This window comes from Xanthobacter sp. SG618, from assembly GCF_012932745.1.
Taxonomy (GTDB): domain Bacteria; phylum Pseudomonadota; class Alphaproteobacteria; order Rhizobiales; family Xanthobacteraceae; genus Xanthobacter; species Xanthobacter flavus.
Window position 1 is genome coordinate 987813 of record NZ_JABBHL010000001.1, and the last position, 26767, is coordinate 1014579.

At 69.8% G+C, this 26767-nt stretch carries 25 protein-coding genes; 12 read left to right on the forward strand and 13 right to left on the reverse strand.

What is annotated here, in order from left to right:
* Position 1: 1 nt before the first annotated feature.
* Positions 2 to 685 carry a helix-turn-helix transcriptional regulator gene (locus tag FHT36_RS04665; RefSeq protein ID WP_169121298.1) on the reverse strand — a complete coding sequence of 228 codons (684 nt, stop codon included), beginning with the start codon at positions 683 to 685 and terminating at the stop codon, positions 2 to 4.
* 243 nt (positions 686 to 928) lie between these two features.
* Between FHT36_RS04665 and FHT36_RS04670 the strand changes: the two genes are divergently transcribed.
* Complete coding sequence (locus FHT36_RS04670; RefSeq protein ID WP_169121299.1) at positions 929 to 1279, forward strand: DUF952 domain-containing protein; 351 nt, start codon at positions 929 to 931, stop codon at positions 1277 to 1279.
* 66 nt (positions 1280 to 1345) lie between these two features.
* On the opposite strand, the gene FHT36_RS04675 is transcribed toward FHT36_RS04670, so the two are convergent.
* Both FHT36_RS04675 and FHT36_RS04680 read right to left on the reverse strand, forming a co-directional pair.
* Positions 1346 to 2668 carry an MATE family efflux transporter gene (locus FHT36_RS04675; protein WP_348644375.1) on the reverse strand — a complete coding sequence of 441 codons (1323 nt, stop codon included), beginning with the start codon at positions 2666 to 2668 and terminating at the stop codon, positions 1346 to 1348.
* Between the two features lie 4 nt (positions 2669 to 2672).
* Positions 2673 to 2942, reverse strand: coding sequence for a DUF6460 domain-containing protein (locus tag FHT36_RS04680; protein ID WP_168456425.1), 270 nt, complete (start codon positions 2940 to 2942; stop codon positions 2673 to 2675).
* A gap of 137 nt (positions 2943 to 3079) precedes the next feature.
* Here FHT36_RS04680 and FHT36_RS04685 point away from each other — a divergent pair, with 137 nt between their 5' ends.
* Positions 3080 to 3661 carry a hypothetical protein gene (locus FHT36_RS04685; RefSeq protein ID WP_246702002.1) on the forward strand — a complete coding sequence of 194 codons (582 nt, stop codon included), beginning with the start codon at positions 3080 to 3082 and terminating at the stop codon, positions 3659 to 3661.
* Between the two features lie 3 nt (positions 3662 to 3664).
* On the opposite strand, the gene FHT36_RS04690 is transcribed toward FHT36_RS04685, so the two are convergent.
* Positions 3665 to 4558, reverse strand: coding sequence for an alpha/beta fold hydrolase (locus FHT36_RS04690; RefSeq protein ID WP_169121300.1), 894 nt, complete (start codon positions 4556 to 4558; stop codon positions 3665 to 3667).
* Positions 4559 to 4961: 403 nt separating this feature from the next.
* On the opposite strand from FHT36_RS04690, the gene ffh reads away from it, so the two are divergent.
* The 4 genes from ffh (at position 4962) to FHT36_RS04710 (ending at position 9411) form a co-directional block, all read left to right on the forward strand.
* Positions 4962 to 6506, forward strand: coding sequence for a signal recognition particle protein (gene ffh / locus FHT36_RS04695; RefSeq protein WP_169121301.1), 1545 nt, complete (start codon positions 4962 to 4964; stop codon positions 6504 to 6506).
* A 181-nt stretch (positions 6507 to 6687) separates the two neighbouring features.
* Positions 6688 to 7053 (forward strand): 30S ribosomal protein S16, encoded by a 366-nt coding sequence (rpsP, locus tag FHT36_RS04700; RefSeq protein ID WP_169121302.1) that lies wholly within the window; start codon positions 6688 to 6690, stop codon positions 7051 to 7053.
* Between the two features lie 232 nt (positions 7054 to 7285).
* A complete protein-coding gene (locus FHT36_RS04705; protein ID WP_169121303.1) occupies positions 7286 to 8782 on the forward strand; it encodes a leucyl aminopeptidase in 1497 nt (498 codons plus the stop codon).
* A 176-nt stretch (positions 8783 to 8958) separates the two neighbouring features.
* Positions 8959 to 9411, forward strand: a complete 453-nt coding sequence (locus FHT36_RS04710; RefSeq protein WP_169121304.1) for a DNA polymerase III subunit chi — start codon at positions 8959 to 8961, stop codon at positions 9409 to 9411.
* A gap of 249 nt (positions 9412 to 9660) precedes the next feature.
* On the opposite strand, the gene FHT36_RS04715 is transcribed toward FHT36_RS04710, so the two are convergent.
* Complete coding sequence (locus FHT36_RS04715; protein WP_169121305.1) at positions 9661 to 10110, reverse strand: phage holin family protein; 450 nt, start codon at positions 10108 to 10110, stop codon at positions 9661 to 9663.
* Complete coding sequence (locus FHT36_RS04720) at positions 10107 to 10358, reverse strand: hypothetical protein (protein ID WP_169121306.1); 252 nt, start codon at positions 10356 to 10358, stop codon at positions 10107 to 10109. The genes FHT36_RS04715 and FHT36_RS04720 overlap by 4 nt, the downstream gene beginning before the upstream one ends.
* A gap of 198 nt (positions 10359 to 10556) precedes the next feature.
* Here FHT36_RS04720 and FHT36_RS04725 point away from each other — a divergent pair, with 198 nt between their 5' ends.
* Positions 10557 to 11201 carry a 2-hydroxychromene-2-carboxylate isomerase gene (locus FHT36_RS04725; RefSeq protein ID WP_169121307.1) on the forward strand — a complete coding sequence of 215 codons (645 nt, stop codon included), beginning with the start codon at positions 10557 to 10559 and terminating at the stop codon, positions 11199 to 11201.
* 87 nt (positions 11202 to 11288) lie between these two features.
* Positions 11289 to 11756, forward strand: a complete 468-nt coding sequence (locus FHT36_RS04730) for a hypothetical protein (protein WP_169121308.1) — start codon at positions 11289 to 11291, stop codon at positions 11754 to 11756.
* Between the two features lie 206 nt (positions 11757 to 11962).
* Here the strand turns inward: FHT36_RS04730 and FHT36_RS04735 are convergent, their stop codons facing one another.
* Positions 11963 to 12919 carry an alpha/beta hydrolase gene (locus FHT36_RS04735; protein ID WP_169121309.1) on the reverse strand — a complete coding sequence of 319 codons (957 nt, stop codon included), beginning with the start codon at positions 12917 to 12919 and terminating at the stop codon, positions 11963 to 11965.
* A gap of 107 nt (positions 12920 to 13026) precedes the next feature.
* On the opposite strand from FHT36_RS04735, the gene FHT36_RS04740 reads away from it, so the two are divergent.
* The 3 genes from FHT36_RS04740 to FHT36_RS04750 all read left to right on the forward strand — a co-directional run bounded on the left by FHT36_RS04740 (position 13027) and on the right by FHT36_RS04750 (position 15777).
* Positions 13027 to 13500 carry a secondary thiamine-phosphate synthase enzyme YjbQ gene (locus tag FHT36_RS04740; protein ID WP_169121310.1) on the forward strand — a complete coding sequence of 158 codons (474 nt, stop codon included), beginning with the start codon at positions 13027 to 13029 and terminating at the stop codon, positions 13498 to 13500.
* A gap of 105 nt (positions 13501 to 13605) precedes the next feature.
* Complete coding sequence (locus tag FHT36_RS04745; protein WP_169121311.1) at positions 13606 to 14280, forward strand: response regulator transcription factor; 675 nt, start codon at positions 13606 to 13608, stop codon at positions 14278 to 14280.
* Between the two features lie 138 nt (positions 14281 to 14418).
* Positions 14419 to 15777: an AmpG family muropeptide MFS transporter gene (locus tag FHT36_RS04750; RefSeq protein ID WP_169121312.1), complete on the forward strand. Its 1359-nt coding sequence runs from the start codon at positions 14419 to 14421 to the stop codon at positions 15775 to 15777.
* A 10-nt stretch (positions 15778 to 15787) separates the two neighbouring features.
* Here the strand turns inward: FHT36_RS04750 and FHT36_RS04755 are convergent, their stop codons facing one another.
* From FHT36_RS04755 to leuS, 4 genes are all read right to left on the reverse strand, one after another.
* Positions 15788 to 16240 (reverse strand): hypothetical protein, encoded by a 453-nt coding sequence (locus FHT36_RS04755; protein ID WP_169121313.1) that lies wholly within the window; start codon positions 16238 to 16240, stop codon positions 15788 to 15790.
* A gap of 340 nt (positions 16241 to 16580) precedes the next feature.
* The gene (holA, locus tag FHT36_RS04760; protein WP_169121314.1) at positions 16581 to 17606 is read right to left on the reverse strand and encodes a DNA polymerase III subunit delta; all 1026 of its coding nucleotides are present in this window, start codon (positions 17604 to 17606) and stop codon (positions 16581 to 16583) included.
* Between the two features lie 4 nt (positions 17607 to 17610).
* Complete coding sequence (gene lptE / locus FHT36_RS04765; RefSeq protein WP_169121315.1) at positions 17611 to 18195, reverse strand: LPS assembly lipoprotein LptE; 585 nt, start codon at positions 18193 to 18195, stop codon at positions 17611 to 17613.
* A complete protein-coding gene (gene leuS, locus FHT36_RS04770; protein WP_169121316.1) occupies positions 18182 to 20866 on the reverse strand; it encodes a leucine--tRNA ligase in 2685 nt (894 codons plus the stop codon). The genes lptE and leuS overlap by 14 nt, the downstream gene beginning before the upstream one ends.
* A gap of 400 nt (positions 20867 to 21266) precedes the next feature.
* On the opposite strand from leuS, the gene FHT36_RS04775 reads away from it, so the two are divergent.
* The gene (locus FHT36_RS04775; RefSeq protein WP_210257555.1) at positions 21267 to 22700 is read left to right on the forward strand and encodes a sodium:proton antiporter; all 1434 of its coding nucleotides are present in this window, start codon (positions 21267 to 21269) and stop codon (positions 22698 to 22700) included.
* Positions 22701 to 22718: 18 nt separating this feature from the next.
* Here the strand turns inward: FHT36_RS04775 and FHT36_RS04780 are convergent, their stop codons facing one another.
* On the reverse strand, positions 22719 to 23993 hold the full coding sequence (locus FHT36_RS04780) for a cyclopropane-fatty-acyl-phospholipid synthase family protein (protein ID WP_169121318.1): 1275 nt from the start codon (positions 23991 to 23993) through the stop codon (positions 22719 to 22721).
* A 253-nt stretch (positions 23994 to 24246) separates the two neighbouring features.
* Positions 24247 to 26730, reverse strand: coding sequence for a hypothetical protein (locus FHT36_RS04785; protein WP_169121319.1), 2484 nt, complete (start codon positions 26728 to 26730; stop codon positions 24247 to 24249).
* Positions 26731 to 26767: the final 37 nt, after the last annotated feature.

Here is a 26767-nt window from a genome sequence, read left to right on the forward strand (position 1 = left end):
CCTACTGGCTCGCCCACACGATCCGGGCGATCCAGTCCACCTGATCGAGGGGAATCTGCCGGTCCTCGTGGGCGGGATTGAGGGAGCGCAGTTCGATGTGGCGGGCGGTCTTGCGCACCAGCTCCTTGGCCAGCACCTCGCCCTCCTTGGTCTTCAGCACCACCCGGTCGCCGCGGCGCGGCTCGGAGGCGGGGGAGACCACCACCACGTCGCCGTCGCGATAGACCGGCTCCATGGAATCACCGGCGATCTCCAACGCATAGGCGTGGGCGTCGTGCACGTCGGGAAAGACGATCTCGTCCCAGCCGGCGCCCACCGGGAAGCCTGCATCGTCGAAGAAGCCGCCGGAGCCGGCCTGGGCGAAGCCGATCTGCGGAATGGCATTGAGCGGCCGCGTCGGGGGGGCGGGTGCGTCCTCGGCAAAGCCCGCGCCGCCGCCATGGGCCGTCCGGTCGGAGGCGTCCAGCAAGGAGAAGAAGTGCTCCGGGCTGGTGCCGGTGGCGGCGAGCGCCTTGGCGATGCTCTCGGTGGAGGGCCAGCGCGGCCGGCCGTCGATGGTCACGCGCTTGGAGCGGTTGAACGTGGTTGGATCGAGCCCCGCCCGCCGCGCGAGGCCGGAGGTGGACAGGCCGTGCTGCTCGGCGAGTTCGTCGACGGCACGCCAGATCTTACCGTGGGTCAGCATGGGAAAGACGTTCCTTGCCTCGAAGATCCATGGCCTAGACGTTCCTGGGCCTCGACAGCGAATCCGGATGCGCACCGGGGCCACCCGCGCGACGCCACGCCACGCCCCCCGATGCGTGGACGATAAGAATTTGTTCCCCATTTGTACAGGACTTCAGTCCGTATGCAACCATAGGGCGAGCGCAGTTGCCCTTTCGTTCGTGTCGCCCTATGTGCGTCGCCGATCCACCGAGGAGCATCGCCCGTGACAGCCGCCCCCCTCATCTACAAGATCGCCCCCGCCGCTTTGTGGGCCGCCGCCGAGCAGGCGGGCGTGTTTACCGGGGCGCCGGTGGACGTGGCGGACGGCTACATCCATTTCTCCACCGCCGCGCAGGCGCGCGAGACGGCGGCGAAGCACTTCGCCGGCCAGGGCGACCTGAAGCTGGTGGCGGTTGAGGCGGCGGCGCTGGGCGCGGCGCTGAAGTGGGAACCCTCGCGCGGCGGCGCTCTTTTCCCCCATCTCTACGCGCCGCTGCCGCTCACCGCCGTGACCTGGGTGCGCGACCTGCCGCTGGGCGCGGACGGGGCGCACGTCTTCCCTGAGCTGGACTGATCCCACCGGCTTTGGTCTTCGACCGATGCCGAGCGGGTGACGCTTAGGCGCCGCGCGGGCTTGGCCTCAGCCGAAGGTCCGCCGCACGAGCGTCGGCAGGCGCAGCGCCTGGAAGCCGCCGCGCGCGAGGAGGAAGGCGAGCATGGCCAGCCACAGGCCGTGATTGCCCAGCGGGCGCAGGGCCAGGAACACGGCGAGATAGACGACGAGGGAGGCGATCATCAGGTTGCGCATATCGCGCGACCAGAGCGCGCCGATATAGACGCCGTCGAACGCATAGGCCGTGACGCCCGCCACCGGCAGCAAAGCGGCATAGAGGAGATAGATGCGCGCCTCGGCCCGCACCTCCGGGCTGGTGCTCATCGCGTCCACGATGGCCGGGCCGGTGACGAGGTAGACCACCCCCGCCAGCACCGCGAAGGCAAATCCCCACACGATGGACAGCCGCACCCCGGCGGAGAAATCCGATTTGCGCCGCGCGCCCACGGCGGAGCCGCAGATCTGCTCGGCGGCGGTGGCGAAGCCGTCGAGGAAATAGGCCGCCACCATCACCATGTTCTGCAGGATGGCGTTGGCGGCCAGTGTCACGTCCCCGGCTCTCGCGCCCTGCGCGGCGAAGAAGGAGAAGGCGAACATCAGCGCCGCGGTGCGGATCATGATGTCGCGATTGAGCATGACGGTCTGGATCAGGCGCGCCTTGTCCAGCAGCACGGCCTTCGCCACCCCGAGCCGCCCGCCCAGCAGCGCGGCGCACAGGATAAGGCCCGCCACCGCCCCGGCGATCTCGGCGACCAGCGTGCCCGCCGCCGAGCCGGCGACGCCCCATCCGGCACCGAGCACGAGGGCGGCCGACAGCACCATATTGAGGAAGTTGATGCCCACCTGCAGCGCCAGCGCCCGCCCGGTGCGGCCGAGGCCCACCAGCCAGCCCAGCACCACATAGTTCGCCAGCGTGAAGGGCGCGGCGAAGATGCGGACGGCATAATAGTCCCGCACCGCCGCATTCACCTCGTCGCTCGCCCCGGCCAGAGACAAGGCTGCGCTCTCGATGGGCGTGCGCAGGAGCACGATCAGAAGGCCGAGCGCCCCCGCGACCAGCAGGCCGCGCGCCAGCACCGCCCGCTCCTCCACCGCATCACGCCGCCCCACCGCCTGCGCGGCAAGGCCCACCGTGCCCATGCGCAGGAAGCCGAACACCCAGAACAGCATGTCGAAGATGACGGCGGCGAGCGCCACGCCGCCGAGCATGGACGCGCTGCCGAGCCGGCCCACCACCGCCGCATCCACCACGCCCAGCAAAGGCGTGGTGAGGTGCGCCAGCGTCATGGGCAGCGCGATGGCGAGCACGCGGCGGTGCGTTACGTCCCCGGAGACAGCCGCGAGCGACACGGCCTCAGCGCCGGCCGAACACGCGCATCAGGATCCAGAGCGGGATGACGATGACCGCGCCGAGGAGGAAATAGCGCCACATCCGCTCCACCGCCTCGAAGCTGAAGCTGAACAGATTGCGGATGAGCCGCTGGAGGCTGTTGAGAATGTTCATCGGGTCGAGCCCGAGGGCGGCCAGAATCACGCCCACCACCACCGAGAGCAGCACGAGGCGCACCAGCACCCAGGCCGGCGAACCGCCGAAGAAGCGCGTGAGCTCGTTGTTCTCGGACATGGGTCCTCTCTCCTGTCGGTCCCGTCCTTTAACATAGCTCAAGGCGCGCCGGGAATGCCGCCGCTAGCAGGGTGGGTGCGACACCGGCGGGGATCGACGCCGCCGGCACCGGCCGCCAGAAGCGCTTTCGCAACGGAATGTTTTCGCCCATGGGCACCGCCGCCTTCCTGTTCGCCATCTGGGGTCTGCTGCTGACGCCGGGTCCGACCAACACGCTGCTGGCGCTGTCCGGCGCCTCGGTGGGGCTCGGGCGGTCCCTGCGGCTGATGCCGGCGGAGCTCGCCGCCTATCTGCTGGTAACGGTGCCCCTCGCCACGGCCGGCACCGATCTTCTTGCCGGCGCGCCGCTGGCGGCGGTCGCTGTGCGGCTCGCGGCGGCGGGCTGGATCGCCTATCTGGCGGTGCGGCTGTGGCGGCTTCCCGCGCCGGGGCAGGCGGCGGGGGAAGTGACGCTCGCGCGGGTGTTCACCACCACCTTGCTCAATCCCAAGGCCCTCATCATCGGCCTGACCCTGCTGCCGCGCGGGTCCGAGCCCGATTTCCTGCCGCACCTCGCCCTGTTCGCCGGCTCCGTCGTCGCCGTGGCGACCATCTGGGCCGGTGGCGGCGCGCTGCTGAAGCGCGGGGATGGCGCGCCGCGCCTCCTCTATCGGCGCTCGGCCGCCTGCTGGCTCGCCTTCCTCGCCGCCGCGCTGGTGGGCGCGGCGATCCGGGCCTGAACGCTACTTCCCGTCGAGGAAGTCCGTCACCAGCGCGATGGTGGCGGCGGGGTTCTCCTCCATGATCCAGTGGCCGCTGCCGGGCACCACGTCGCCGGTCACGTCGGTGGCGGCGAAGCGCATCACCTCGGCCATGCCGAGGCCGAAGGAATGCTCGCCGCCCAGCGCCAGCACGGGCATGGCAAGCTTGCCGTGGGTGAGGAATTCCAAGTTGTCGACCGCGTCCTGGTCGAAGGCGGCGAACTGGGCAAAGCCCGCATGCATGGCGCCGGGCTGGGCATAGAGCGCGGCGTAATGCTCCCGCGCGGCCTCGGAGAAGTGACTGGGATCAGCGGAGAACTCGTTCCAGAAGCGGTCGAGATAGATGCGCTCGCGCCCGGCGACGAGGCGCTCCATGTCCGGCCCGCCGAAGCGGAAATGCCAGAGCAGCGGATTCTTCAGGATCTCGTCCCACGGCCCGACGCCGGGCAGCGGCGCGTCGATGAGGGCGAACTTCGTCACCCGGTCGCGGTAGAGCGCGGCAAAGGCGAAGCCCACCATGTTGCCGATGTCGTGGGTGACGAGGGCCGCGGTGGCGATGCCGAGGGCATCGAGCACGCCGGCCATGTCGGCCGCCTGGGTCTTCTTGTCGTAGCCGCCCTCCGGCTTGGCCGAGAGGCCCATGCCGCGCAGGTCCGGCACCACGACGGTATGGGTCGGCGCCAATGCGTGGGCGAGCGCGCCCCACATGTCGCCGGTCTCGCCATAGCCGTGGATCAGCAGCACCGCAGGCCCCTGCCCGCCGGTGCGGACATGGAGGGTGGTGCCGTTGGTGGCGATCTCCTCGATGCGGAAATCGGCGGGAAAGGGAACGATCTGGCTCGCTTCGGGGTCAGCGGTCGAAGGCGTCTGGGGCATGGCTTCCTCCCCGCCGGTGGCCGGCGGACCCGCGCGTGATGCGCTAAGGGAAACATGCGCTCTCCCAGTGACAGCGTGTAGGGGCGTTCGGTGCAAACTTCGCTTGCAGGGCGCAGCTTGCCTCGCCGCCCGGAGTGGGCGAAGGATGGGCGCGCGCCACGGCCGCGCGCCTGCCCGTTTCGGCGGCACATTTGCCTCCCGGGCCCAAACCTGCTAACAGCCCCAGCTTCACACGGACGGCCATGCCGATCCCGCCGACCGGACCGAGAGCCCGGAGGCCCCCGCCCGACAGCGCGATGCGCCCTCGGGCGTGCTTTGCGTTGGCTTGGATGACCCTTCATCCGGTCCACGCGGCGCGGGAGATCAGAACCGTCCGGTGTGAACCCTCAACGCATGGGTGCCCATGTTCGATACCCTTTCCGACCGCCTCGGCGGCATACTCGACAAGCTGAAGCGGCGTGGCGCTCTCACTGAGGCCGACGTCGGCGAGGCCATGCGCGAGGTGCGCCGCGCGCTGATCGAGGCGGACGTGGCGCTGGACGTGGTGCGGTCCTTCACCGACCGCGTGCGCCAGCGCGCCGTGGGCGTGGAGGTCATCAAGTCCGTCACCCCCGGCCAGATGGTGGTGAAGATCGTCCACGACGAGCTCGTGGCGACCCTCGGCTCCGACGCCGACCCCATCGACCTGAACGCCCCCGCCCCGGTGCCGATCCTGATGGTCGGCCTGCAGGGCTCGGGCAAGACCACCTCCACCGCCAAGATCGCCAAGCGCCTCACCGAACGCGGCAAGCGCAAGGTGCTGATGGCCTCGCTCGACACCCGCCGTCCGGCGGCCATGGAGCAGCTGGCCACGCTGGGCAAGCAGGTGGAGGTCGCGACCCTTCCCATCGTCGCCGGCCAGTCTGCCGTGCAGATCGCCAAGCGCGCCATCGAGGCGGCGAAGCTCGGCGGCTACGACGTGGTGATGCTCGACACCGCCGGCCGCGTCACCCTCGATGAGGGGTTGATGGCCGAGGTGGCCGAGGTGAAGGCCGTCACCGGCCCGCACGAAGTGCTGCTCGTCGCCGACAGCCTCACCGGCCAGGACGCGGTGAACACCGCCAAGGCCTTCGACGGCCGCGTCGGCCTCACCGGCATCGTGCTGACCCGCGCCGACGGCGATGGCCGCGGCGGCGCCGCGCTTTCCATGCGCGCCGTCACCGGCAAGCCCATCAAGCTCTTGGGCACCGGCGAAAAGATGGACGCGCTGGAGGATTTCGATCCCCATCGCGTGGCCGGCCGCATCCTCGGCATGGGCGACGTGGTGGCCCTGGTGGAGCGGGCCGCCGAGAATATCGACATCGAGAAGGCGAAGATCACCGCCGAGCGCATGCGCAAGGGCACCTTCGACCTTGACGACCTGCGCGGCCAGCTGGAGCAAATGGCCAAGATGGGCGGCCTCGGCGGGCTCATGGGCCTCATGCCCGGCGTCGCCAAGGTGAAGAACCAGATCGCCAACGCCAATCTCGACGACAAGGTGTTCAAGCGGCAGGTGGCCATCATCAACTCGATGACCCCCAAGGAGCGCCGCGCCCCGAAGCTGCTCGACGCCTCGCGCAAGCGCCGCATCGCCGCCGGCTCCGGCACCAAGGTGGAGGAAATCAACCGCCTCCTGAAGATGCACCGCCAGATGGCCGACGTGATGAAGTCGCTCGGCGGCGCCGCCGGCAAGCGCGGCCCGCTCGCGGGTCTCGCCGGCATGATGGGCTTCGGCGGCGGCGGCCCCTCCCCCGAGATGCTGCAGGAGATGGCGGAAAAGATGGGCAAGGGCGGCCCCGGCGCGCCCGGCGGCCTCCCGCCGAACTTCCCCGGCCTGTCCGGCGGCGGCCTGCCCTCCAAATTCCCCGGCGGGCTCCCCGGCCTGCCGAAGGGCTTTCCCGGAGTGGGAGGGCCCGGCAAGAAGAAGTGACCCCTTTGCCTTTTGCGCACGTCATCCCCCGGCTTGTCCGGGGGATCCACCGCCGGGCAGGGTTCGACCTTCGAAAGGTCAGCCCGGCGGAAGGGTGGATGCCCCGGACAAGCCGGGGCATGACGGCCGATAGATCAACTCAAATCGAAACACATCGATCGACCTAAAAAGGAAGAAGACCATGTCCCTCAAGATCCGTCTCGCCCGCGGCGGCGCCAAGAAGCGTCCCTACTACCGCATCGTCGTCGCCGACGCCCGCGCCCCGCGCGATGGCCGCTTCATCGAGAAGATCGGCACCTTCAACCCGCTGCTCGCCAAGGATTCCGAGACCCGCGTGGTGCTCGACACCGAGAAGGCGAAGGCTTGGCTCGAGAAGGGCGCCCAGCCTACCGACCGCGTGGCCCGCTTCCTCGACGCCGCCGGCCTGCTGAAGCGCGAAACCCGCAACAACCCGAAGAAGGCCGAGCCCGGCCAGAAGGCCCAGGAGCGCGCCAAGGAGAAGGCCGACAAGGCCGCCGCGGCTGCCGGTGGCGAAGCCGCCGAGTGAGGCTTTCCTTTCGGGAAGATGAGGAATGGGGGCGCCTGGCGCCCCCTTTTCTTTTGGCACAACGGTTCACAACCGCGCCCCGGCACCTATGTAAGCCCCAGCCCCGAAAGCTCGGGCGCGGCGGCACCACCGTGACGCCAAGGGCGGTTCCCCCTGTCCGCCGACCGGGCTAGACAAGGGCGACGCATATTCTGAATCCATTCTGCCCCTCCCGCTGCTTCTGGAGCGCCTGATGTCCGATCCCGTCACCGTCTCGTTCGCCCGGCTCACCGCCGCCGCCAAGGGCGTCCTCGTGGTGCTCACCGACGAAAGCCTCGCCTTCGGCACGCAGGCGCAGAAGCTGGTGAAGGGGGCGGACAAGGCGCTGACCCGCGCGTTCGACGCCGAGAAGTTCAAGGGCAAGGCCTGGAGCGCGCTGGACCTGCTCGCCCCCGCCGGCATCGAGGCGCCGCGCCTCATCGTCATCTCGGTGGGCAAGGCGGCGGACCTGAAGCCCAAGGACTTCCTGAAGCTCGGCGGCCTCATCGCCGGCAAGCTCCCCGCCTCCGCTCGCGAGGCGAGCGTGGTGCTCGACCTGCCCGGCACCAAGATCTCCGCCGATGCCGCCGCCGAGGTGGCGCTGGGCATCTCGCTGCGCAGCTACAGCTTCGACCGCTACAAGACCAAGAAGAAGGACGACGCCGAGCCGACCGCCCGCGCCGTGACCCTCCTCGTCTCCGACGAGGCCGGCACCAAGCGCGCCTATACCGCCCGGCAGGCGGTGGGCGACGGCGTGCTGTTCGCCCGCGACCTGGTGAACGAGCCCGCCAACGTGCTCGACCCGCCGGAATTCGCCCGCCGCGCCGAGGAGCATCTGTCCGGCGTGGGCGTCGAGATCGAGGTGCTGGACGATGCGGCCCTCGCGGAGGCCGGCCTCAAGGCGCTGCTCGGCGTCGGCCAGGGCTCCATCAAGGAAAGCCGCGTCGTGGTGATGCGCTGGAACGGCGGCCCATCGGGCGAGCCCCCCGTCGCCTTCATCGGCAAGGGCGTCACCTTCGACACCGGCGGCATCTCCATCAAGCCGGCCGCCGGCATGGAAGACATGAAGGGCGACATGGGCGGCGCCGCCTGCGTCACCGGCCTCATGTATGCGCTCGCCGCCCGCAAGGCGAAGGTGAACGCGGTGGGCCTCATCGGCCTCGTGGAGAACATGCCCGACGGCGCCGCCCAGCGCCCCGGCGACATCGTCACCTCGCTCTCCGGCCAGACCATCGAGATCATCAACACCGACGCCGAAGGCCGGCTCGTGCTGTGCGACGTGCTCTGGTACGCCAAGGAGCGCTTCAAGCCGAAGTTCATGATCGACCTCGCCACCCTCACCGGGGCGATCCTGGTGGCGCTGGGCTCGGAATATGCCGGCCTGTTCTCCAACGACGACGAACTCTCGGCGCGCCTCACCCAGGCCGGCCAGGAGACCGGCGAGCGGGTGTGGCGCATGCCGCTCGGCCCGGAATACGACAAGCTGATCGACTCGAAGTTCGCCGACATGAAGAACACCGGCGGCCGCAACGCCGGCTCCATCACCGCCGCCCAGTTCCTGCACCGCTTCGTGGACAAGACCCCGTGGGCGCATCTCGACGTCGCCGGCACGGCCATGTCTTCGCCCGCGAGCGACATCAACAAGAGCTGGGGCTCGGGCTGGGGCGTGCGCCTGCTCGACCAGCTGGTGAAGGACCACTACGAGGGCTGAGGGGGGCTAAGCCTCTCTCCCCACCGGACCCTCCGGCTCGACCGGAGGGTCCCTTCCCCGCCGACGCCAACTGCTGGCGGCCGGGACGAACGGCGCCACGGGTCCTCCGGTCAAGCCGGAGGACGACGGCCCGACGAGACAGGACGCTCCCGCCCCCGCGTGCTAGCCTCCGCGCAATGACCGAAATCCTCTTCTACCACCTTGAGCGCCGCCCCCTGGAGCAGGTGCTGCCGATGCTGCTGGAGAAGTCGCTGGAGCGCGGCTGGCGGTGCGTGGTGCAGTGCGGGTCGGCGGAGCGGCGGGACGCGCTCGATTCCCATCTGTGGACCTATAGCGAGGCCTCCTTCCTGCCCCACGGCACGGAGGCGCAGCCGCTGCCCGAGCGCCAGCCGGTGCTCATCGCCACCTCCGAGGCCAATCCCAACGGCGCGCAGGTGCGCTTTCTGGTGGATGCGGTGCCTTTGGCCGATGCCTCGCCTTATGCACGCGTCGTCCATCTCTTCGACGGGCGCGATGACGAGCAGGTGGCCAAGGCCCGCGAGCGCTGGCGCGAGGCCAAGGCGGTGCCGGGCAACGAGCTCACCTACTGGCAGCAGGACGAGAACGGGCGCTGGGTGCGCAAGGCGTAAGGCAGGCGGTCGCCCCTGCGAGGGTTGGTCTGCGCGCGCGTCTTCGGCGGGCGAACGGCCCCTCGTCGCGTCATCGCCGGCTTGTCCGGGCGATCCACCCCACAGCGAAAAGCGTTCCGGGACACTGAGAGCCGCAAGGTGGCGAAGTGAATTCCCCGGCCCCCCCCCTGCAACCCGGTCCGCCTTTGCGAACGGAACTCGGCAACCGCCGACTTCCGGACCAGCCGACGGATAACGGAGCCTAAACCCTCAAGCCCGCGGCTGGCGGCGGAACAGGCGGGCGAGCAGCGTCAGCGCCGGCAGGATCAGCCCCGGCACGGCGGCCAGCGACGCGTAGGAGGCGACGTTGGCCTGGGTGGCGCGCAGGTCCGCGGACACCGCATCCATGGCCGACTGGCTCACCTGATTGGCCAGCGCCAGCTCGCGGGAGGGCTTCAGCGTCGCGCCGATGATGGCCACGATGAGCGCGAGGAAGAGCCCGCCGCCGCCAACCACCACGGCCGCCCAGATCGGCCCCATGGACTGCTCCAGCGCCAGGAACAGCGCGACGCCCAGCATCACCACGCCGAAGCTCGCCACCAGAGCGGCGAAGGCGAAGAGGCCGGCGCGGGCCGCGATGTGGCGCAGGTGGATTTCGGCAATGATGGTGTTGGTGCGCAGCAGAATCTTCAGATTCCGCGTCAGCTGGTCGAAATTCATCCCGCGTCCCTTCCTCTGCGCACCCACCTGACCGGGCGGAGCAGCGAACCCGCCACCGCGCCGGCCAGAAACGACACCGCCATCCATGCCAGCGGATTCATCCGCACGGTCCGCCGCGCTTTTGCGCCGCCGGCTGCGGCCGCCGCCTCGGGTCCGCCCGGCGGATCCTTGGCCATGGCTGCCCTCAGCGCCACCCCTGCCAGCTCGCTCTGGAGCCCGACCAGCTCGGATTCCCGTTCGTCGCTCATACCGCCTCCCGGAACGTCTCCGGGCCGCCTGAGAGGGAAGCACCGTGCGCCTCCCTGTCAAGCCGCCCCGCGCAAGGACAACTTCCGGATCGGTCGATTGATCCGCTGATTGATCTGGATCAGTGGGCTTCAAGGCAGCGGAAAGAGCCTCTAGCATCCCCCCTGCCCAAGGATGTCACGCAAGAAGGCCTGCCCCGAATGAGCCCCACCGCCGCCGCGCCGCGTAGCCTCGACTATTTCTTCTCCAGCGTGAGCCCCTGGACCTTCCTGGGCCATGGCCCGGTGATGGCGGTCGCCGCCCGCCATGGCGTCACCGTGCGCTTCCATCCGGTGTCGCTCGGCCCCGTCTTCGCCGAGACGGGCGGGCTGCCGCTGCCCAAGCGCGCCCCGCCGCGCCAGCGCTACCGCATTCTCGAGCTGCAGCGCTGGCGCGAGAAGCGCGGCGTGGCGCTCAATGTCCATCCCGCCCACTGGCCGTTCGACGGCACGCTGGCCGACCAGACCATCATCGCCGCCATGGAGGCGGGGCATGCGCCCGCGGACCTCATGGGCCGCATCTTCTCCGGCGTGTGGGAGCGGCAGGAGAATCTCGGCCTGCCCGAGGTGATCGCCGCCTGCGCCGATGCCGTGGGCCTGCCCGGCGCCGAGCTGGTGGCGGCGGCGGACACTGAGAAGATCGCCGCTATCTATCTGGAGAACCGCGCCAAGGCGCTCGCCGCCGACGTGTTCGGCGCGCCGTCCTACGTGCTCGATGGCGAGGTATTCTGGGGCCAGGACCGCATCGATCTGCTGGACGAGGCGCTCACCTCGGGACGCGCCCCCTACCGGCCGGACGTGGCCTGAGGCGCCCTGCCCCCTTCCGGCCCCGATCCGCGTGATTATCTAGCGGGAGTGACGCGGCGGAATGGGCCGCGCAATGCGGAGGCGCGCATGGTCTTCCCGGCTCATCCGGCGCAGTCGGCCGGTCTCTCCCTCGCGGCGGTCCTCGCCGCCACGCTTCTGGCGGCGCCGGCGTTCGCGCAGGCCCCCGCCCCGCCGCCCGGGGAAACCGCCGCCCCGCGTTTCTCCTTCGCGCCGGTCGAGGGCGGCGCGCTGAAGCTCGACCGGGAAACCGGCCGCGTCTCCCTGTGCGCCAAGCGCGGCACCGGCTTCTCCTGCGAGGCGGTGCCGGATTCGCGCGATGCCTATGAGGCGGAGATCGCCCGCCTTCAGGCGGAAAACGAGACGCTGCGCCGCTCGGCCCAGCTGCCGCCCATCCCGCCCCTGCCGCCGACGCCGGGACCGAATGCCGATACGTCCGACATGGACCGCGCCCTCGACTATGCCGAACGCTTCTACAAGCGCCTGCGCGGCCTCATCGACGAATTCCGCGCGCCCAACGGGCAGGAGAAGCTCTGAGGGGGATGCCCCGGACAAGCGATGGGGTCAGCCGGAGCGCTGATCCGGGGTCCAGCGCAAGAACTCCCGCGCAGCGGGGCAGTGCCTGAGAGCGGTGCAGTGTCGGAAGTGCCTTCGGCGAACCCTTGCGCTGGGCCCCGGCTCGCATTCCGCTATCGCGGCATGCGTCCGGTGCACGAGAGCTGTTCTCCGAACGGACAGCGGCCTCAGAACTCCGTCAGATAGCCGTCGATGCGCTTCAGCGCCTGGTCGGAGATGGTGCCGGGGAAGGCGATGAAGACGTGGCAGCCGCCGGGATAGACCTCCAGCTCCGCCCCATTCCCCGCCGCTGCCCAGGCGTTGGCCATGAACAGCGTGTCGTCCACCAGTGCGTCGCGGCCGCCGACGATGAACAGCGCCTTGGGCAGGCCCTTGAGCTTGGCGAGGAGCGGCGAGACGTCCGCGTCGTCCGCCTTGCCCTGAAGGCGCAGGTAGTTGCCGACGAAGAAGGTGATGTCCCGCGTGTTCAGCACCAGCGGCAGGTCGCCCCAATTGCGGGCGGAAGGGGTCAGGCGCAAATCGTAGCAGCCGGCGGTGAGCACGGCGGCGGAGAAGGGGCTGAGGCCGTGCCGGTCGCGCAGGCGTAGCAGCGTGACGACGGCCAGAGTCGCGCCGCCCGATTCGCCGCCGATGGCGAAGCGCTCGGTGCCGAAGCGGGCCTTGCCCTCCTTAAGCAGCCAGAGCGCCGCCGCCTCGCAATCGTCCGGGCCGGCGGGATAGGGCTCTTCCGGCGCCAGCGCGTAGTCCACCGAGACGACGGCGAGGCCGCAGTTTGCGGCGATGCGGTCGAGCAGCGCCTCGTTCTCGCGCGCCGAGCCCACCGTCCAGCCGCCGCCATGGATGTGCAGATAGACGCCCTTCGGTGCCCCGTCCGGCAGGAAGATGCGCACTGGCACTTCGCCGCGCGGGCCGGGGATGGTCTCCACCGAGGCGCGCGGGCTCTCCGGCGCCAGCGGGAAGGGGCCCTTGCCGGCGAGGCGGGCGGCGCGGATGTCCGGCAGCGGGGTCGCCCAGCGATCGGGGATGGCGCCCAGGGCCTTCACGATGGCATCGTTGACCATGCGCGTGTCGGGCGCGACGGCCGCGTCGGAGAACACGGCGGGATCGAGAACCAGCTTCGACATTGAAGGACCCTGATGGTTCGGGAATAACCGCCCCGACGGCGCGGCGCGACAGGTCCCCAACTGGTACGTGGCGGGCGAAAGCCGCGCAAGCAGGAGGAGAGATCACCATGGCGCGCACCAGCCGCACCCCGGCGAGACTGAGCGGAGCCGTGCGCCACGCCGAGGCGACGCTTCAGGTGGAGACGCCCGGCGAGGGCTTCACCGACATCACCCGCGAGGCCTCCGCCTTCCTCAGCGAGATTTCGGCCGGCGACGGCGTGCTCACCGTCTTCTGTCGGCACACCTCGGCCTCCCTCACCATCCAGGAGAACGCCGACCCGGACGTGCAGACCGACCTCATCACCGCCCTGCGCACCCTCGCGCCGCGCAATTTCCGCTGGGTGCACGACACCGAGGGGCCGGACGACATGCCGGCCCATGTGCGCACCATGCTCAGCGACGCCAGCCTCTCCATCCCGGTGCGTGGCGGGCGGCCGGGGCTCGGGACGTGGCAGGGAATCTACCTCGTGGAGCATCGCGAGCGGCCGCATCGGCGCGAGGTGGTTTTGACTTTCACCGGAACGCTTGGTCAATTTCCCTGATCGGCTTGTCACCGCTTCGCCACGGATTGATGATCGCAGAATCGATTCGCGCTAACGTTGTGGCGACCGCGCGACAAGAAGCAGAAGCCTTGCGGGGGAGGAAGCATGGTGGAAGATGCCGGGAACGGACTGCGCCTCGTCATCGCCGACGACCATCCCCTGTTCCGCGGTGCCTTGCGCGAGGCGGTGCTCGGCCGCAGCGCCGATGCCAGGATCGAGGAGGTCGGCACTTTCGACGATCTGACGGCGCTGCTGGAGCGCGACCAGGACTTCGATCTCATCCTGCTCGACCTCACCATGCCCGGCGCGCGGGGCTTTTCCGGCCTCATCTATCTGCGCGCCCAGTACATGGCGATACCGGTGGTTGTGGTCTCCGGCAATGAGGAGCCGGCGGTGATCCGCCGCTGCCTCGATCTCGGCGCCTCGGGCTTCATCCCCAAGAGCATGAGCGTCGGCAACATGCGCGATGCGGTGGCGCAGGTGCTGAAGGGCGAGACATTCCTGCCGCCCGACATCAACGTGACCACCAAGGCCGACGCCGAGACCGACGCCATCATCGCCCGGCTCTCCACCCTCACGCCCCAGCAGGTGCGGGTGCTGATGATGCTGGCCGAAGGCCGGCTCAACAAGCAGATCGCCTACGAGCTGTCGGTTTCGGAAGCCACCGTGAAGGCCCACGTCTCCGCCATCCTGCAGAAGCTCGGGGTGGAAAGCCGCACCCAGGCCGTGATCGCGGTGTCCAAGGTGGAGCAAGGCCTGTGGAGCCACCCGCAGGCGTGAGCGCGGACCGGCCCTTTCTGCCGCGGTAGGGACCTCTTCACCGGTCACGCTCATAAAGCAGGGCGAGGACCGGGATGCCGCGCGCAGCATCCCGCAGCGGCACGCCACCGGCGTTCCGGGAATGGCGGAAGGATCGAGATGACCGAGCAAAGCCTCAGCCCGACCGGCGCCGACGCCCCCCGGCGGCGCTCCCTGAAGGAGGCCGTCGCGCTCTACACCCAGCGCGACGTGCTCTCCGTCAGCCTGCTCGGCTTCTCCTCCGGCCTGCCGCTGGCGCTCACCGGCGGCACGCTCTCGCTGTGGATGAAGGACGTGGGGGTGACGCTCACCGCCATCGGCCTGTTCAGCCTCGTGGGCCTGCCCTACACTCTGAAATTCCTGTGGGCGCCGGTGCTGGACGCGGTGGACGTGCCGATCCTGTCCCGCCTGCTCGGCCGGCGGCGCGGCTGGCTTCTGGCCTGCCAGATCGTGCTCATCGCCGCCATCGCGGCGCTCGCGCTCCAGGACCCCATCAGCGCCCCCTTCGGCGTCGCCGCCTGCGCGCTGGCCGTCGCCATCGCCTCGGCCACGCAGGACATCGCGGTGGATGCCTTCCGCGTGGAGCGGCTGGAAAGTGCAAGCGAACAGGCCGCCGGCATGGCCGGATACGTCACCGGCTATCGCGTCGCCATGCTGGCCACCGGCGCCGGCGTCATCGCGCTGGTCGCCTATCTGGAGACGGCGCTGGGTCTGCCCCGCGGCACCAGCTGGTTCTGGGGCTACATGATCGCCGCCGGGTGCGTCGCCATCGGCGTCATCGCCACCCTGTTCGCCCGCGAACCCCGGGCGCCGGTGCGCGCGCCGGATGAAGGCACCGGGCACCGGCTCGTCGCCACCACCGTGGGCGCGTTCGGCGAATTCCTGCGCCGCAACCAGGCGGTGATGATCCTGCTGTTCGTGATGCTGTTCAAATTCTGCGATGCCTTCGCCGGCGTGCTCACCGGGCCGTTCGTGCTGGACATCGGCTTCTCGAAGGCGACCTACGTGGAGATCGTGAAGGTCGTGGGCTTCGGCGGCACCATCGCCGGCAGCTTTGTCGGCGCCTGGATCGCCCGTGCCCGCCCGCTGGTGACCTGCCTGTGGATCTCCGGCGTGCTGCAGATCACCTCCAACCTCGGCTTCACGCTCCAGGCCTATGTGGGCCCGAACGAGGCGGTGCTGACGGGCGTCATTCTCATCGAGAACTTCACCAGCGCCATCGGCACGGTGATCTTCGTGGCCTATCTCTCGGCCCTGTGCGGCGCACGGGAGCATACCGCCACCCAGTATGCGCTGCTGACGGCGCTCACCGCGGTGGGCCGCACCCTGCTCGGCTCCTCCAGCGGCGCCATCGCCGAGGCGTCGGGCTGGCCGCTATTCTTCATCCTCACCGCCGTCGCCGGCCTGCCCGGCCTCGCGGCCCTCGGATGGTTGCAGATGAAGGGCCATTTCGCCGAGCTGGCCCGCGACAAGGCCTGAGCGGCGCGCCTCAGCGCCGGCCGAAGGCGGGCCGGCTGAAGAACAGCAGCACCAAGGCGAGCGGGATCATCACATGGTCCAGGATCTTGCCCGGCGGGGCGTGGGTGACATCCAGCGGGCGCATGTGGCCGAGCAAATAGCGGCTCGTATATTCCACGACGATGAACACCAGCAGCAGCGGGATCAGCGCCCGATAGCGCGCCAGCGCGACCACGTAGAGCAGCCCCATGATGAGCTGCGACAGGCCCCAGAGCGCGAAGACGAAGATGACCGCCTGCCCCGCCTGGACGGGCGAGAAGGTGCTGAGCGGAATATGCGCCACCGACTGCGCCCCGCCATCCGGCGCGAACATGTGGAACAGGCTGCGCCCGATGGTCATGGCCGTGATCACCGCGAACACCGCCACCACCGCACGGTGGCCGGGGAAGTGGTTGTCGATGCGTTCCGGCAGGATCCAGTTCATGCGACGCTCCGGGCAGGCGTGGACAGGGCGGCACGCGAGACGAAGCCGCCCTCCCCGGACTTATGGCATCGCTGGGCGCCAGCTCCCGATGGCGGAAAATGGCCCGAAGGGGCGCGTCCGTCCCGGCTAATATCGCCCGCCTGTGAGCGCCGCCGCTCTCCCCTATCGGTGCCGTCATGCCCGGCCTTGTGCCGGGCATCCACGTCGGGCCGACGGCGCCACTGTCCGTAGGATTAGTCCCAGCCGGACCACGTGGATGGCCGGGACCAGCCCGGCCATGACGGCGGTTCCGGGGTGAAGGCCGGGACAGGCCCCGCAATGACGACGCCTAAGAGCGCCCCTACCGCCGCCGCCCCGCCTGCTGGGCCACCTGCAGCACCACGCGCTCGCAGATGGCGGGGGCCAGCGGCGCATTGCGGCGGGCGGCGAGGACGGCGTCGTCCACGGCGAGGAGCGCCTTCATGCAACGGTCGGGATCGAGGCCGCGCAGGGCCTTTTCCAGCTTGGGCTTGCGCGAGAAATGCACCGGCGGGCGGGCCGAGCCCACCACCGTCTCGGGGCTCGATCCCCCCGCCACGGCCAGCGTCATGGGATGCAAGGCGGTGAGCGCGCGCAGCAATCCGCCCAGCACGGCATCCGGCCGCGTCGCCGCGCCGAAGGCCTTGGAGAGGGCCGCCAGCGCATCCCGCGTCTCGCCGGCGAGGGCGGAATCCACCACGTCGTCCAGCGCCAGGGCCGAGGCGTCGCCGACGATGAGGCGCACGTCCTCCAGCGTCACCCGCTCGGTGCCCATGCCATAGAGGATGAGCTTGGCGATCTCCCCGCGCGAGGCCAGCCGGTCGCCGCCGATGAGGGAGACGAGCAGTTCGCGCGCGTCGCGGTCGATGGACAGGCCTGCCTCCGCCATCATCGCATCCACGAGGCGGGCGAGGTCGCGCTCGCTGTCGGCATAGCAGGCGATGGCGAGGGCGTTCTGGGCGTTCTCGCACAGGGTGCGCAGCGGAGCGCCCTTCTTCAGGTCGCCGGCCTCCACCACCACCAGTGCGTCGCAGGGATTGGAGAGCACCGGCTGGATCGCGGGCACGATGTTCTTGGAGCCGGCGCGCACCCACACCACCCGCTCGCCGCCGAACAGGCCGATGGTGGAGGTCTCGTCGATCAGCCGGCGGGGATCGGAGGCGATCTCGTCGCCCTCCAGCCGCACCAGCGCGAAGGGATCGTGGGCATCGGGCACGGCGCGGCGCACCAGGCCCTCGGCGCGTTCGCGCACGAGGCCGGTGTCGGGGCCGTAAATGAGGATGACGCTCTTTGTCCGGTCGCGCCGGGCGAGCGCCGCGTCGGCGTCGCCGGGCCGGACCGCGACCATCCGCTCAGCTCGCCGAACGGGCCGGCGGCGCGTTGCCGGTACGGATGAACCACGCGGCGAGCTGCGCCTTGATCTGGTCCGCCACGGAGCGAGCGGCGCGCTTCTCGGCGTCGATCTGCGCGCTGTAATTGGCGAAGCGCTGGTCGCTGGTGTCGATGGTGGCCGTGCCGGTGGCGGCGCCTTCCGTCACGGTGGCCTTCTTCTTGTCGTCCGCCTTGATGATGCGCCAGTTGGCGGTGACGCGGATGATCTGGTTCTCGGGCAGGCCCGAGGCCGAATTGATGAGCGCTGTGGAGACGGAGGAATCCACCGTGATGATCATCTGCAGCGGCGCGCCCTTGGGATTCCCCTCGCCGCCGGTGAGGGCGAAGATCAGGTCGTTGCGCAGATCGTTGCCGAGCCGCCCCTGGATCTGGACGATCTCCACGTCCTTCATCTTGTCGAGCAGCGCCGGCCCGCCGGTGGTGGAATTCTCGGCATAGAGCGGCTGGAAGCAGCCCGCGAGCGCCCCGGAAAGGGCGCACACCAGCATCAGCCGCCCCAGAAGGGCGGCGGGGCGCATGCGGAAGGACGGATCAGGCGACGACATTCACGATCCTCTGCGGCACCACGATGATACGCTTCGGCGCGCGTCCGTCGAGTGCCCGCTGGACGCTTTCCAGCGCAAGCACGGCGGCCTCGACCTCGGCCGGGGTCGCCTCGCGCGGGACGACGATATCGTCGCGCTTCTTGCCATTGATCTGGATCGGAAGTGTGACCGTGTCACGGCGCAGCAGATCGGCCTCGGTGACAGGCCAGGCGGCCTCCGCCACCAGCGACCCGTGGCCGAGCACGCCCCAGCACTCCTCCGCGAGGTGCGGCGTCATGGGCGCCACCACCCCGGTCAGCATCTCGGCGGCTTCGCGGAGCGCGAAGGCGAGGTCTTCCGGCACCTCGGGCGCCGAGCGGGCGGCGGCGATGGCCGAGCCGAAGGCGTTGGCGAACTCGTGGACATGCGCCACGGCCACGTTGAAGCGCAGCCGCTCGATGTCCTCGGCCACCGTCGCGACGAGGCCGTGGGCGGCGCGGCGCAGGCCGAGGGCCTGCTCGCCGAAGGTCGCGGGACACGGCGCGCCGGGCTTGGCGCCCAGCTCCACCGCCTCGTTCACCAGGCGCCACACGCGCTGCACGAAGCGCCAGGCGCCCTCGATGCCGCCCTGCGTCCACTCGCTGTCGCGCTCGGGCGGGGTGTCGGAGAGCATGAACCAGCGGGCGCAATCCACGCCGTAGGTATCCGCCACCACCTCGGGCGCCACCACGTTGCGCTTGGACTTGGACATCTTCTCCGGCGGGGAGACGGTGACGGGCGAGCCGTCCGAGATCCGCACCGCCTTGCCGTTGCCGAGGAGCTTCACCTCCTCCGGGAACAGCCACTTGCCTTCGGTATCCTTGTACGTCTCGTGGACGATCATGCCCTGGGTGAAGAGGCCGGCGAAGGGCTCCTCCAGGTCCACCCGGCCGCAATGCTTCAGCGCGCGGGTGAAGAAGCGGGAATAGAGCAGGTGCAGGATCGCGTGCTCGATGCCGCCGATATACTGGTCCACCGGCAGCCAATGGGAGACCGCCGCCTTGTCCAGCGGCTTCTCCACGTTGTCGGAGGCGTAGCGCAGGAAGTACCAGGACGAATCCACGAAGGTGTCCATGGTGTCCGTCTCGCGCCGGGCCGGCTTGCCGCACTTGGGGCACGGCACGTCGCGCCACGCCTTGGCGCGGTCGAGCGGATTGCCGGGACGGTCGAAGGTGACGTCGTCCGGCAATTCCACCGGAAGCTGGTCGCGGGGCACGCCCACCGGGCCGCAATCGTCGCAATGGATGACCGGGATGGGGCAGCCCCAATAGCGCTGGCGCGAGATGCCCCAGTCGCGCAGGCGGAAGTTCACCCGCCTTGTGCCCTGCGGCTCGCCCGCGACGCGGAAGCGCTCCAGCTGGCGGGCCACCGCCTCCTTGGCCTCGGGCACGCTCATGCCATCGAGGAAGGCGGAGTTGAACAGGGTGCCGTCGCCGTCATACGGCCCGTCGGCCACCGAGAAGGTGGCGGGGTCCGCGCCCTCGGGCAGCACCACGGGGGTGATGGCGAGGCCGTATTTGGTGGCGAAGTCGAAGTCGCGCTGGTCGTGGGCCGGGCAGCCGAAGATGGCGCCGGTGCCGTAGTCCATCAGCACGAAGTTAGCGACGTAGACCGGCACGGTGCGCGTGGCATCCAGCGGATGGACGACGCTGAGGCCGGTGGCGTAGCCCTTCTTCTCCTGCGTCTCGATCTCTTCCGCCGAGGTGCCGCCGCGCTTGCACTCGGCGATGAAGGCGGAGAGCTGCCCATCCGTACCGGCGAGGTGCTTGGCGAGCGGATGGTCGGGCGAGAGCGCGAGGAAGGAGGCGCCGAACAGGGTGTCCGGGCGGGTGGTGTAGACCTTCACCGCCTTGGTGTCGGCCGGCAGCTTGCCGGCGGCGAGCGAGCCCTTGGCGAACTCGAACAGCACCTCGAGACCTTCCGAGCGGCCGATCCAGTTGCGCTGCATGAGGCGCACCTTGTCCGGCCAGCGGTCGAGCGTGTCGATGGCGTCGAGCAGCTCCTGGGCGAACTGGGTGATGCGCAGGAACCACTGCGACAGCTTGCGCCGCTCCACGATGGCGCCGGAGCGCCAGCCGCGGCCATCGATGACCTGCTCGTTGGCGAGCACGGTGTTATCAACCGGGTCCCAATTGACCTCGCTCTCCTTCCGGTAGGCGAGGCCGTTGTCCAGGAAGTCGAGGAAGATGCGCTGCTGCTCCACGTAATAAGACGGGTCGCAGGTGGCGATCTCGCGGTTCCAGTCCAGCGAGAGGCCGAGCAGCTGGAGCTGCTCGCGCATGGAGGCGATGTTCTCGTAGGTCCAGCTCTTGGGGTGGATGCCGCGCTCGATGGCGGCATTCTCCGCCGGCAGGCCGAAGGCGTCCCAGCCCATGGGATGGAGCACGTTGAAGCCCTGCATGCGCTTGTAGCGCGCGAGCACGTCGCCCATCACATAGTTGCGGCCGTGGCCGATATGGATGCGCCCCGACGGATAGGGGAACATCTCCATGACGAAGAATTTCGGACGCGGGTCGTCGTTGCGCGTGCGGAAGATGCCGCGTTCGGCCCAGGTCTTCTGCCACTTCGGCTCGGCTTCGCGGGCGTTGTAGCGGTCCTGGGTGCGTTCTTGCGCGCGCTCGGGGGCGTGCTCCGTCATACGATCTTGGGTCATGGGTCCGTCAGGCGTCGAAACGGCCGGGACTAGGACAGAAACGAACCCTGCGGTCAACCTTCCCGCACCGCCGAAAGCGCTTCCTCGAGCGACGGCGGCCAACGCGAGCCCCCCACCGTTCCCCGGACAAGCGACGGCGCCAGCCGGAGCGCTGATCCGGGGTCCAGCGCAAGAACTCCCGCGCAGCGCGCCGTCCTCCCCTCTCCCCTCGCGGGAGAGGGGCATGGCCGGTGCATTCCGGTGACGCTGGATGCGTCCGGCACTGCATGCGTCCGGGACGCGCGGGAGGTTCTCCTGTCGGACAACGGGGCCGGTTTGGCCTTGCCACATGCCGGCCCATCGTCCATCAAACCCTGGGATATCTACGGGGAGGGTGGCGATGACGGCGCCGGGTCGCGGGATGAGAGTCGCTTCGGGCATTGCCGCAACACTCCTCCTGACCACCCTCTCGGCCGCGCCGGCACTGGCGGCGGACGGAGTCCCCGCCCTCAACGGCGCCAAGCTCCCGCTGCTCTGGGGCATTCCCTTCGCCGGAATGCTGCTGTCGATCGCCCTGTTCCCGCTGCTCGCGTCGCACTTCTGGCACCACCATTACGGCAAGGTGGCACTGTTCTGGGGCCTCGCCTTCGCCGTGCCCTTCTCCCTCACCTACGGGCCGTCGGCGACGGCGCACGAGGTGGTGCACACGGCGATCCTGGAATACATCCCCTTCATCATCCTGCTGTTCGCCCTGTTCACCGTGTCCGGCGGCATCCTCGTCACCGGCAACATCAAGGGCACGCCCCTGGTGAACACGGTGATCCTCGCCATCGGCACGGTCATCGCCAGCCTCATCGGCACCACCGGTGCCTCCATGGTGCTCATCCGCCCGCTGCTGCGCGCCAATGACGGCCGCCGGCACAATGTGCACACGGTGGTGTTCTTCATCTTCCTGGTGTCGAACATCGGCGGCTCGCTGACGCCGCTGGGCGATCCGCCGCTGTTCCTCGGCTTCCTGAAGGGCGTGAACTTCTTCTGGACGACCACCCACCTCCTGCACGACACGGCGGTGGTCGCGACCTTCCTGCTCGTCGCCTACTACCTGCTGGACCGCTATTTCTACAGCCGCGAGGATGCGACCGCGCGCAAGGCGCCGGACCCCACGCCCACCACCGAGCGTCTCGGCCTGCGCGGCGCGCAGAACGTGCCGCTGCTCGGCGGCATCATCGGCGCCATCCTCATCTCGGCGCTGTGGAAGCCCGGCATCAATTTCGACGTCTACGGCACCCATGTGGAGCTGCAATGGGTCGTGCGCGACGTGCTGCTCCTGGTGTTCGCGCTGATCTCGCTGGCCATCACCCCGGCGCTGGTGCGCGAGCGCAACGGCTTCGACTGGGAGCCCATCAAGGAGGTGGCGAAGCTGTTCGCCGCCATCTTCCTCACCATCATTCCGGTGATCGCCATCCTCAAGGCCGGCACCAGCGGCGCGCTGGCCCCGCTGGTCAATCTCGTCACCGCGCCGGACGGCCAGCCGGTCAATGTCTGGTACTTCTGGCTGACTGGCGCGCTCTCCGCCTTCCTCGACAATGCCCCGACCTATCTCGTCTTCTTCAACCTCGCCGGCGGCGATCCCCACCAGCTGATGGGGCCGCTGGCGGTGACGCTGGAGGCCATCTCGGCCGGCGCGGTGTTCATGGGCGCCATCACCTATATCGGCAACGCGCCCAACTTCATGGTGCTCTCCATCGCCCGCCACCGCGGCGTGAAGATGCCGAGCTTCTTCGGCTACATGGCGTGGTCCCTCACCTTCCTGCTGCCGCCCTTCGCCCTCATCACCTGGCTGTATTTCGTCTGAGGGCGGTCCTCGCGGGGGCTATTCCCCCGCGAGCCGCAGCGGCGTGGCGCAGCCGGCCTCGGCCCGGCGGAGCCGCGCTTCCGCCTCGGCGATGTAGCCGCGGGTGAGCGGCACCGCATCCTGCCGGCGGGCAAGCTGGATCTGGAACACGTTCAGGCCCTGATGCCGGAAGCCCATCTCGCTGGCGGCGAGATAGAATTCCCACATCCGGCAGAAGCGCTCGTCGGTGAGGCGCGCCGCCTCCTCCCGGCGGGCGAGGAAGCGCTGGCGCCACGCCTTCAGCGTCTCGGCATAGTGCAGCCGCAGCAGCTCGATGTCGGTGACGACGAGCCCGCTCTTCTCGATGTGCGGCGTCACCTCCGACAAAGCGGGAATGTAGCCGCCGGGGAAGATGTAGCGGGCGATGAACGGGTTGGTGACGCCCGGCGGGTCGGACCGCCCGATGGCGTGCAGCAGCATCACCCCGTCTTCCTTCAGGAGGCTCTTCGCCTTGCGGAAGAATTCACCGTAATGGGCCACGCCCACATGCTCGAACATGCCCACCGAGACGACGCGGTCGAACGGGCCCTCCACGTCCCGATAGTCGCGCAGGGCGAAGGAGACATGCCCTGACATGCCCCGCTCGTCGGCGCGGGCGGTGGCCAGCGCCAGTTGCTCCTGTGAGAGGGTGACGCCGGAGACCTGCGCCCCCGCCATCTCCGCGAGATAGAGCGCGAGCCCGCCCCAGCCGGAGCCGATGTCCAGCACCTTCAGCCCCGGCCGGTCCAGCACCAGCTTGGCGGCGATGTGGCGCTTCTTGGCGAGCTGGGCGTCGTCGAGGCTCTGCCCCTCATGCTCGAAATAGGCGCAGCTGTATTGCCGGTCGTGATCGAGGAAGAGGGAATAGAGCCGGCCGTCGATGTCGTAATGGTGCGCCACGTTGCGCCGCGACCGCTCGGGCGGATTGAACTGGGCGATGCGCCGGCCCAGTCGCCGCAGCACATGGAACGCCTTGGCCGGCACGCTCGGATTGAAGGCGGCGGGCTGGGACATGAGCAGCGCGAGGAGATCGGCGATGCTGCCGGCCTCCATCACCAGCGTGCCGTCCATATAGGCCTCGCCCAGCTTCAGCTCGGGATCGAGGATGATGCCGCGCTCGGCCTCGGCGCTGGTGAAGCGGACGGCGAGCGGCGCGGGCGGCGGTCCGGCGCGGGGGGGCGTACTCACTGTGAAGCTCCGGCCCGAGGCCGTCGTGACCTTCAGCGCGCCATCCACGATGACGCGTCGCAGCAGTGTTTCCAGCAACCGTTCCATCGGCCGCCTCCGCGCTCGTCCGCTCGATCCTTTCCCGCTTCCCGGCAACGCCTGCGCTGGAGCTTCGATGACTTGCGAACCGGCACCAGCACGCGGCGCAAGGAGCGTTCGGGCCACCCCTGCGACCCGAATTTCCCTGCCTGAAGCGCCGCAACGGAGAGATGAAAACACCAACCGTGCCGCACCGCAATACGGCACGCGACGATTTGACCCGCCGACGCTGGAGATCGCGAGATATAGGGCGTTCGCCCCCTCAGGGCGTCGGCCCGGTGCAGGCTTCCGAGCGGGTGGCGAGGGCGGTCCACACCTGCTCCACCGCCGTGCGGTTGTTGCAGCGGTCGGCGGTGGGCTCCAGTTGCTCGTGCAGGTTCATCTGCACGGGCTTGGAGAGCCACCAGCTCATGGAGACCTGCCGGATCTTCTCCGGGGTGGCGGTGCCCACCGGGCAGCGGCCGGCGCTGTCCTCGGGCCAGACCTTGATCTGCACGAGGTTCACCGGGCAGCGCCCGCCGAAGCGGGCGTCGAGCCATGCGGCGGCGTGGGCGACGGCCAGCCGGCCGCGTCCGCCGCGCACCGCGCCGATGGCACCGAACGGGCCGGCGACCTCGGGCAGGACGCTGTGTTCGGCCGCGTCGGGCACCACCACGCCGCGGGCGGTGCGCTCCTCGGTGAGCACGCTCTGGGGATCATTGGAGATGACGAGGACGAAGGGGGCGAGCGCCGGCTCCACGTCCACAATGGCCTGCGCCAGCTCGAGCGCGCTCTCGGCCCCGAAATTCTCGAAATAGCCGCCGTCCACGATGCGGTCCACCACGTCCGTGTCCACCTGGTAGATGGAGCCCGGCGGCGAGATCACCGGGAAGCGGGCCGAGTTGGTGGCGGCCGTGGAGAGCCGCACGTCGAGGTCCGAGCGCACGAGGCTGTGGAAGTCGATGGCGTGGGTAAAGATGGGGCATTCGGCGTTGGGCCCGCCGCTCGGGCAGCGGCTGGCGGCCGCGTAGGTGGGCAGGAGGTCGGTGGTGATGATGCGCTGGCCGGTCTCCACCGAGGTGCCGTTGAGGACGAGATAGGGCACCCAGTGCTCGGGATCGCGCGGGGCGCTCAGGAACGGCTCTGAGAGCCGGCGGGCAGCGCCCGGGCCGGCAGGAGCGCCCGCCGCCCCCGCGTGACGGGCGAAGCTCGCCTCCCAGGCCTCCTCCAGCAGCGCCGCGCGATCGCGCAGGAAGAGCTGCACCTGATCGTGGAAGGCGAGGCCGAAGAAGGTGGCGGTGAGGAAGTCGTCCGCCGTCATGCTCTCCAGGCAGTCGCGCCAGCCATGGATGGCACCGCCGAACCAGTGTGCGGGCGCTTCGGCCGGGCACGGCGGCGCCTTGCCGGTGCGGGCGGACAAGGCGGCGGCCACCACCGCCGCGCCGTAGGAGCCGCCGGAGACGCCGGAGATGGCGAACAGGCGGGTGGCGATGTCCTTCCCATCAAGCGCGCTCTGGATGGCCGGCGTGAAGCGCCCGTCATCCCGCGCCACGCGGCTCACCTTGGAGCCGTCGGCGCGGGTGAAGCTGAAGGCCGGCTTCTGCTGGTCATAGTCGAGGAAATGGCCGATCACGCTGGCGGTGAAGAAGCCCGCCCGGCTCGCCCCGCCGGCTGCGGCGACGATGATCGGGCGCGGACAGGACGAGGGCTGCCCGGCGCAGCCATTGGCCTGCATCCACAGATGGACGGCCTGCACGAGGCTGGTGCGGCGGTAGGCCGGCTCGTCGGCGGTCACGGTCCGCACCGCGTGATTGTCGCCGAACACGTAGACGCCGATGGCGCCGGCGATGAACAGGCCGGTCAGGATCGGCACATGGAAGCGCCGCCCCACCGAGGACAGATAGGCGAGGATGGGCACCCAGCCGCCGAAGATGAGCGGCACGGCATAAGCGAGCGGCAGGCGCGCGGCGAGCCAGTGCGGGCTCGCCACCAGCACGGCCACCACCAGCAGGGCGTAGACCAGGAGCGCGAGGCGGCCGGAGGCGTGGAGCTGGCCCTCGGCATCGTCCCGCCGGGGCGCGATGCCGAGCAGGCCGAACACCGGCTTCAGCCAGCGCCCGAGCGCGCGATCGAGGGCGGCGAGGGCCTGCACCTGCGTCAGCCGTCCGCGCAGCACGCAATAGAGATAGAAGAGCGGCACCCCCGCCAGCATGGCCCAGACGAGCAGCACAAGCTGGTGGTGGGCGGCATCGACGGCGGGGCGGTCGGCCAGCGTCGGCAGGTTGGAGATGGCCGCGTTGGCGCCGATGGCGAAGATGAAGAAGGGCAGCGCGCCGATGAGGCGGGGCACCTCGCGCACCATCGCCGCCATCAGCCAGTCATGCCCCGCAATGCCACGGCGGCCGGCGGCGGAATCGCGCCGGGCGACCTTGGCGGCAAGGCCGTTGTCCGTCTCCACCAGCAGCCGCGCGGCGTAGTGCACCGGCATGGCCCACAGCAGGAAGACGGCACCGACGAGGGAGAGGATTGCGCGGGAGAGGCCGGCTGTCGCGCCCACCGGGGCGCCCGCCATGGCGACGTCGAGGGTCACGTCCTGCGCCTGCGTCACGCCGGCCATCATGGCGAGGCCGAGGAGGACGCTCAGCAGCGGAACCCGGACCACCCACAGAACGAGCGAGAAATCGAGAATGCGGCCCCAGAAACGCGACAGCGCGCCCCTCGGCTTCTGCCGCAGAGGCACATCCGCCGGCCGAGAGCCCGCGCGCACCCGCTCTATCCTCATGCGTGCCTCCCATGCCCCCGCA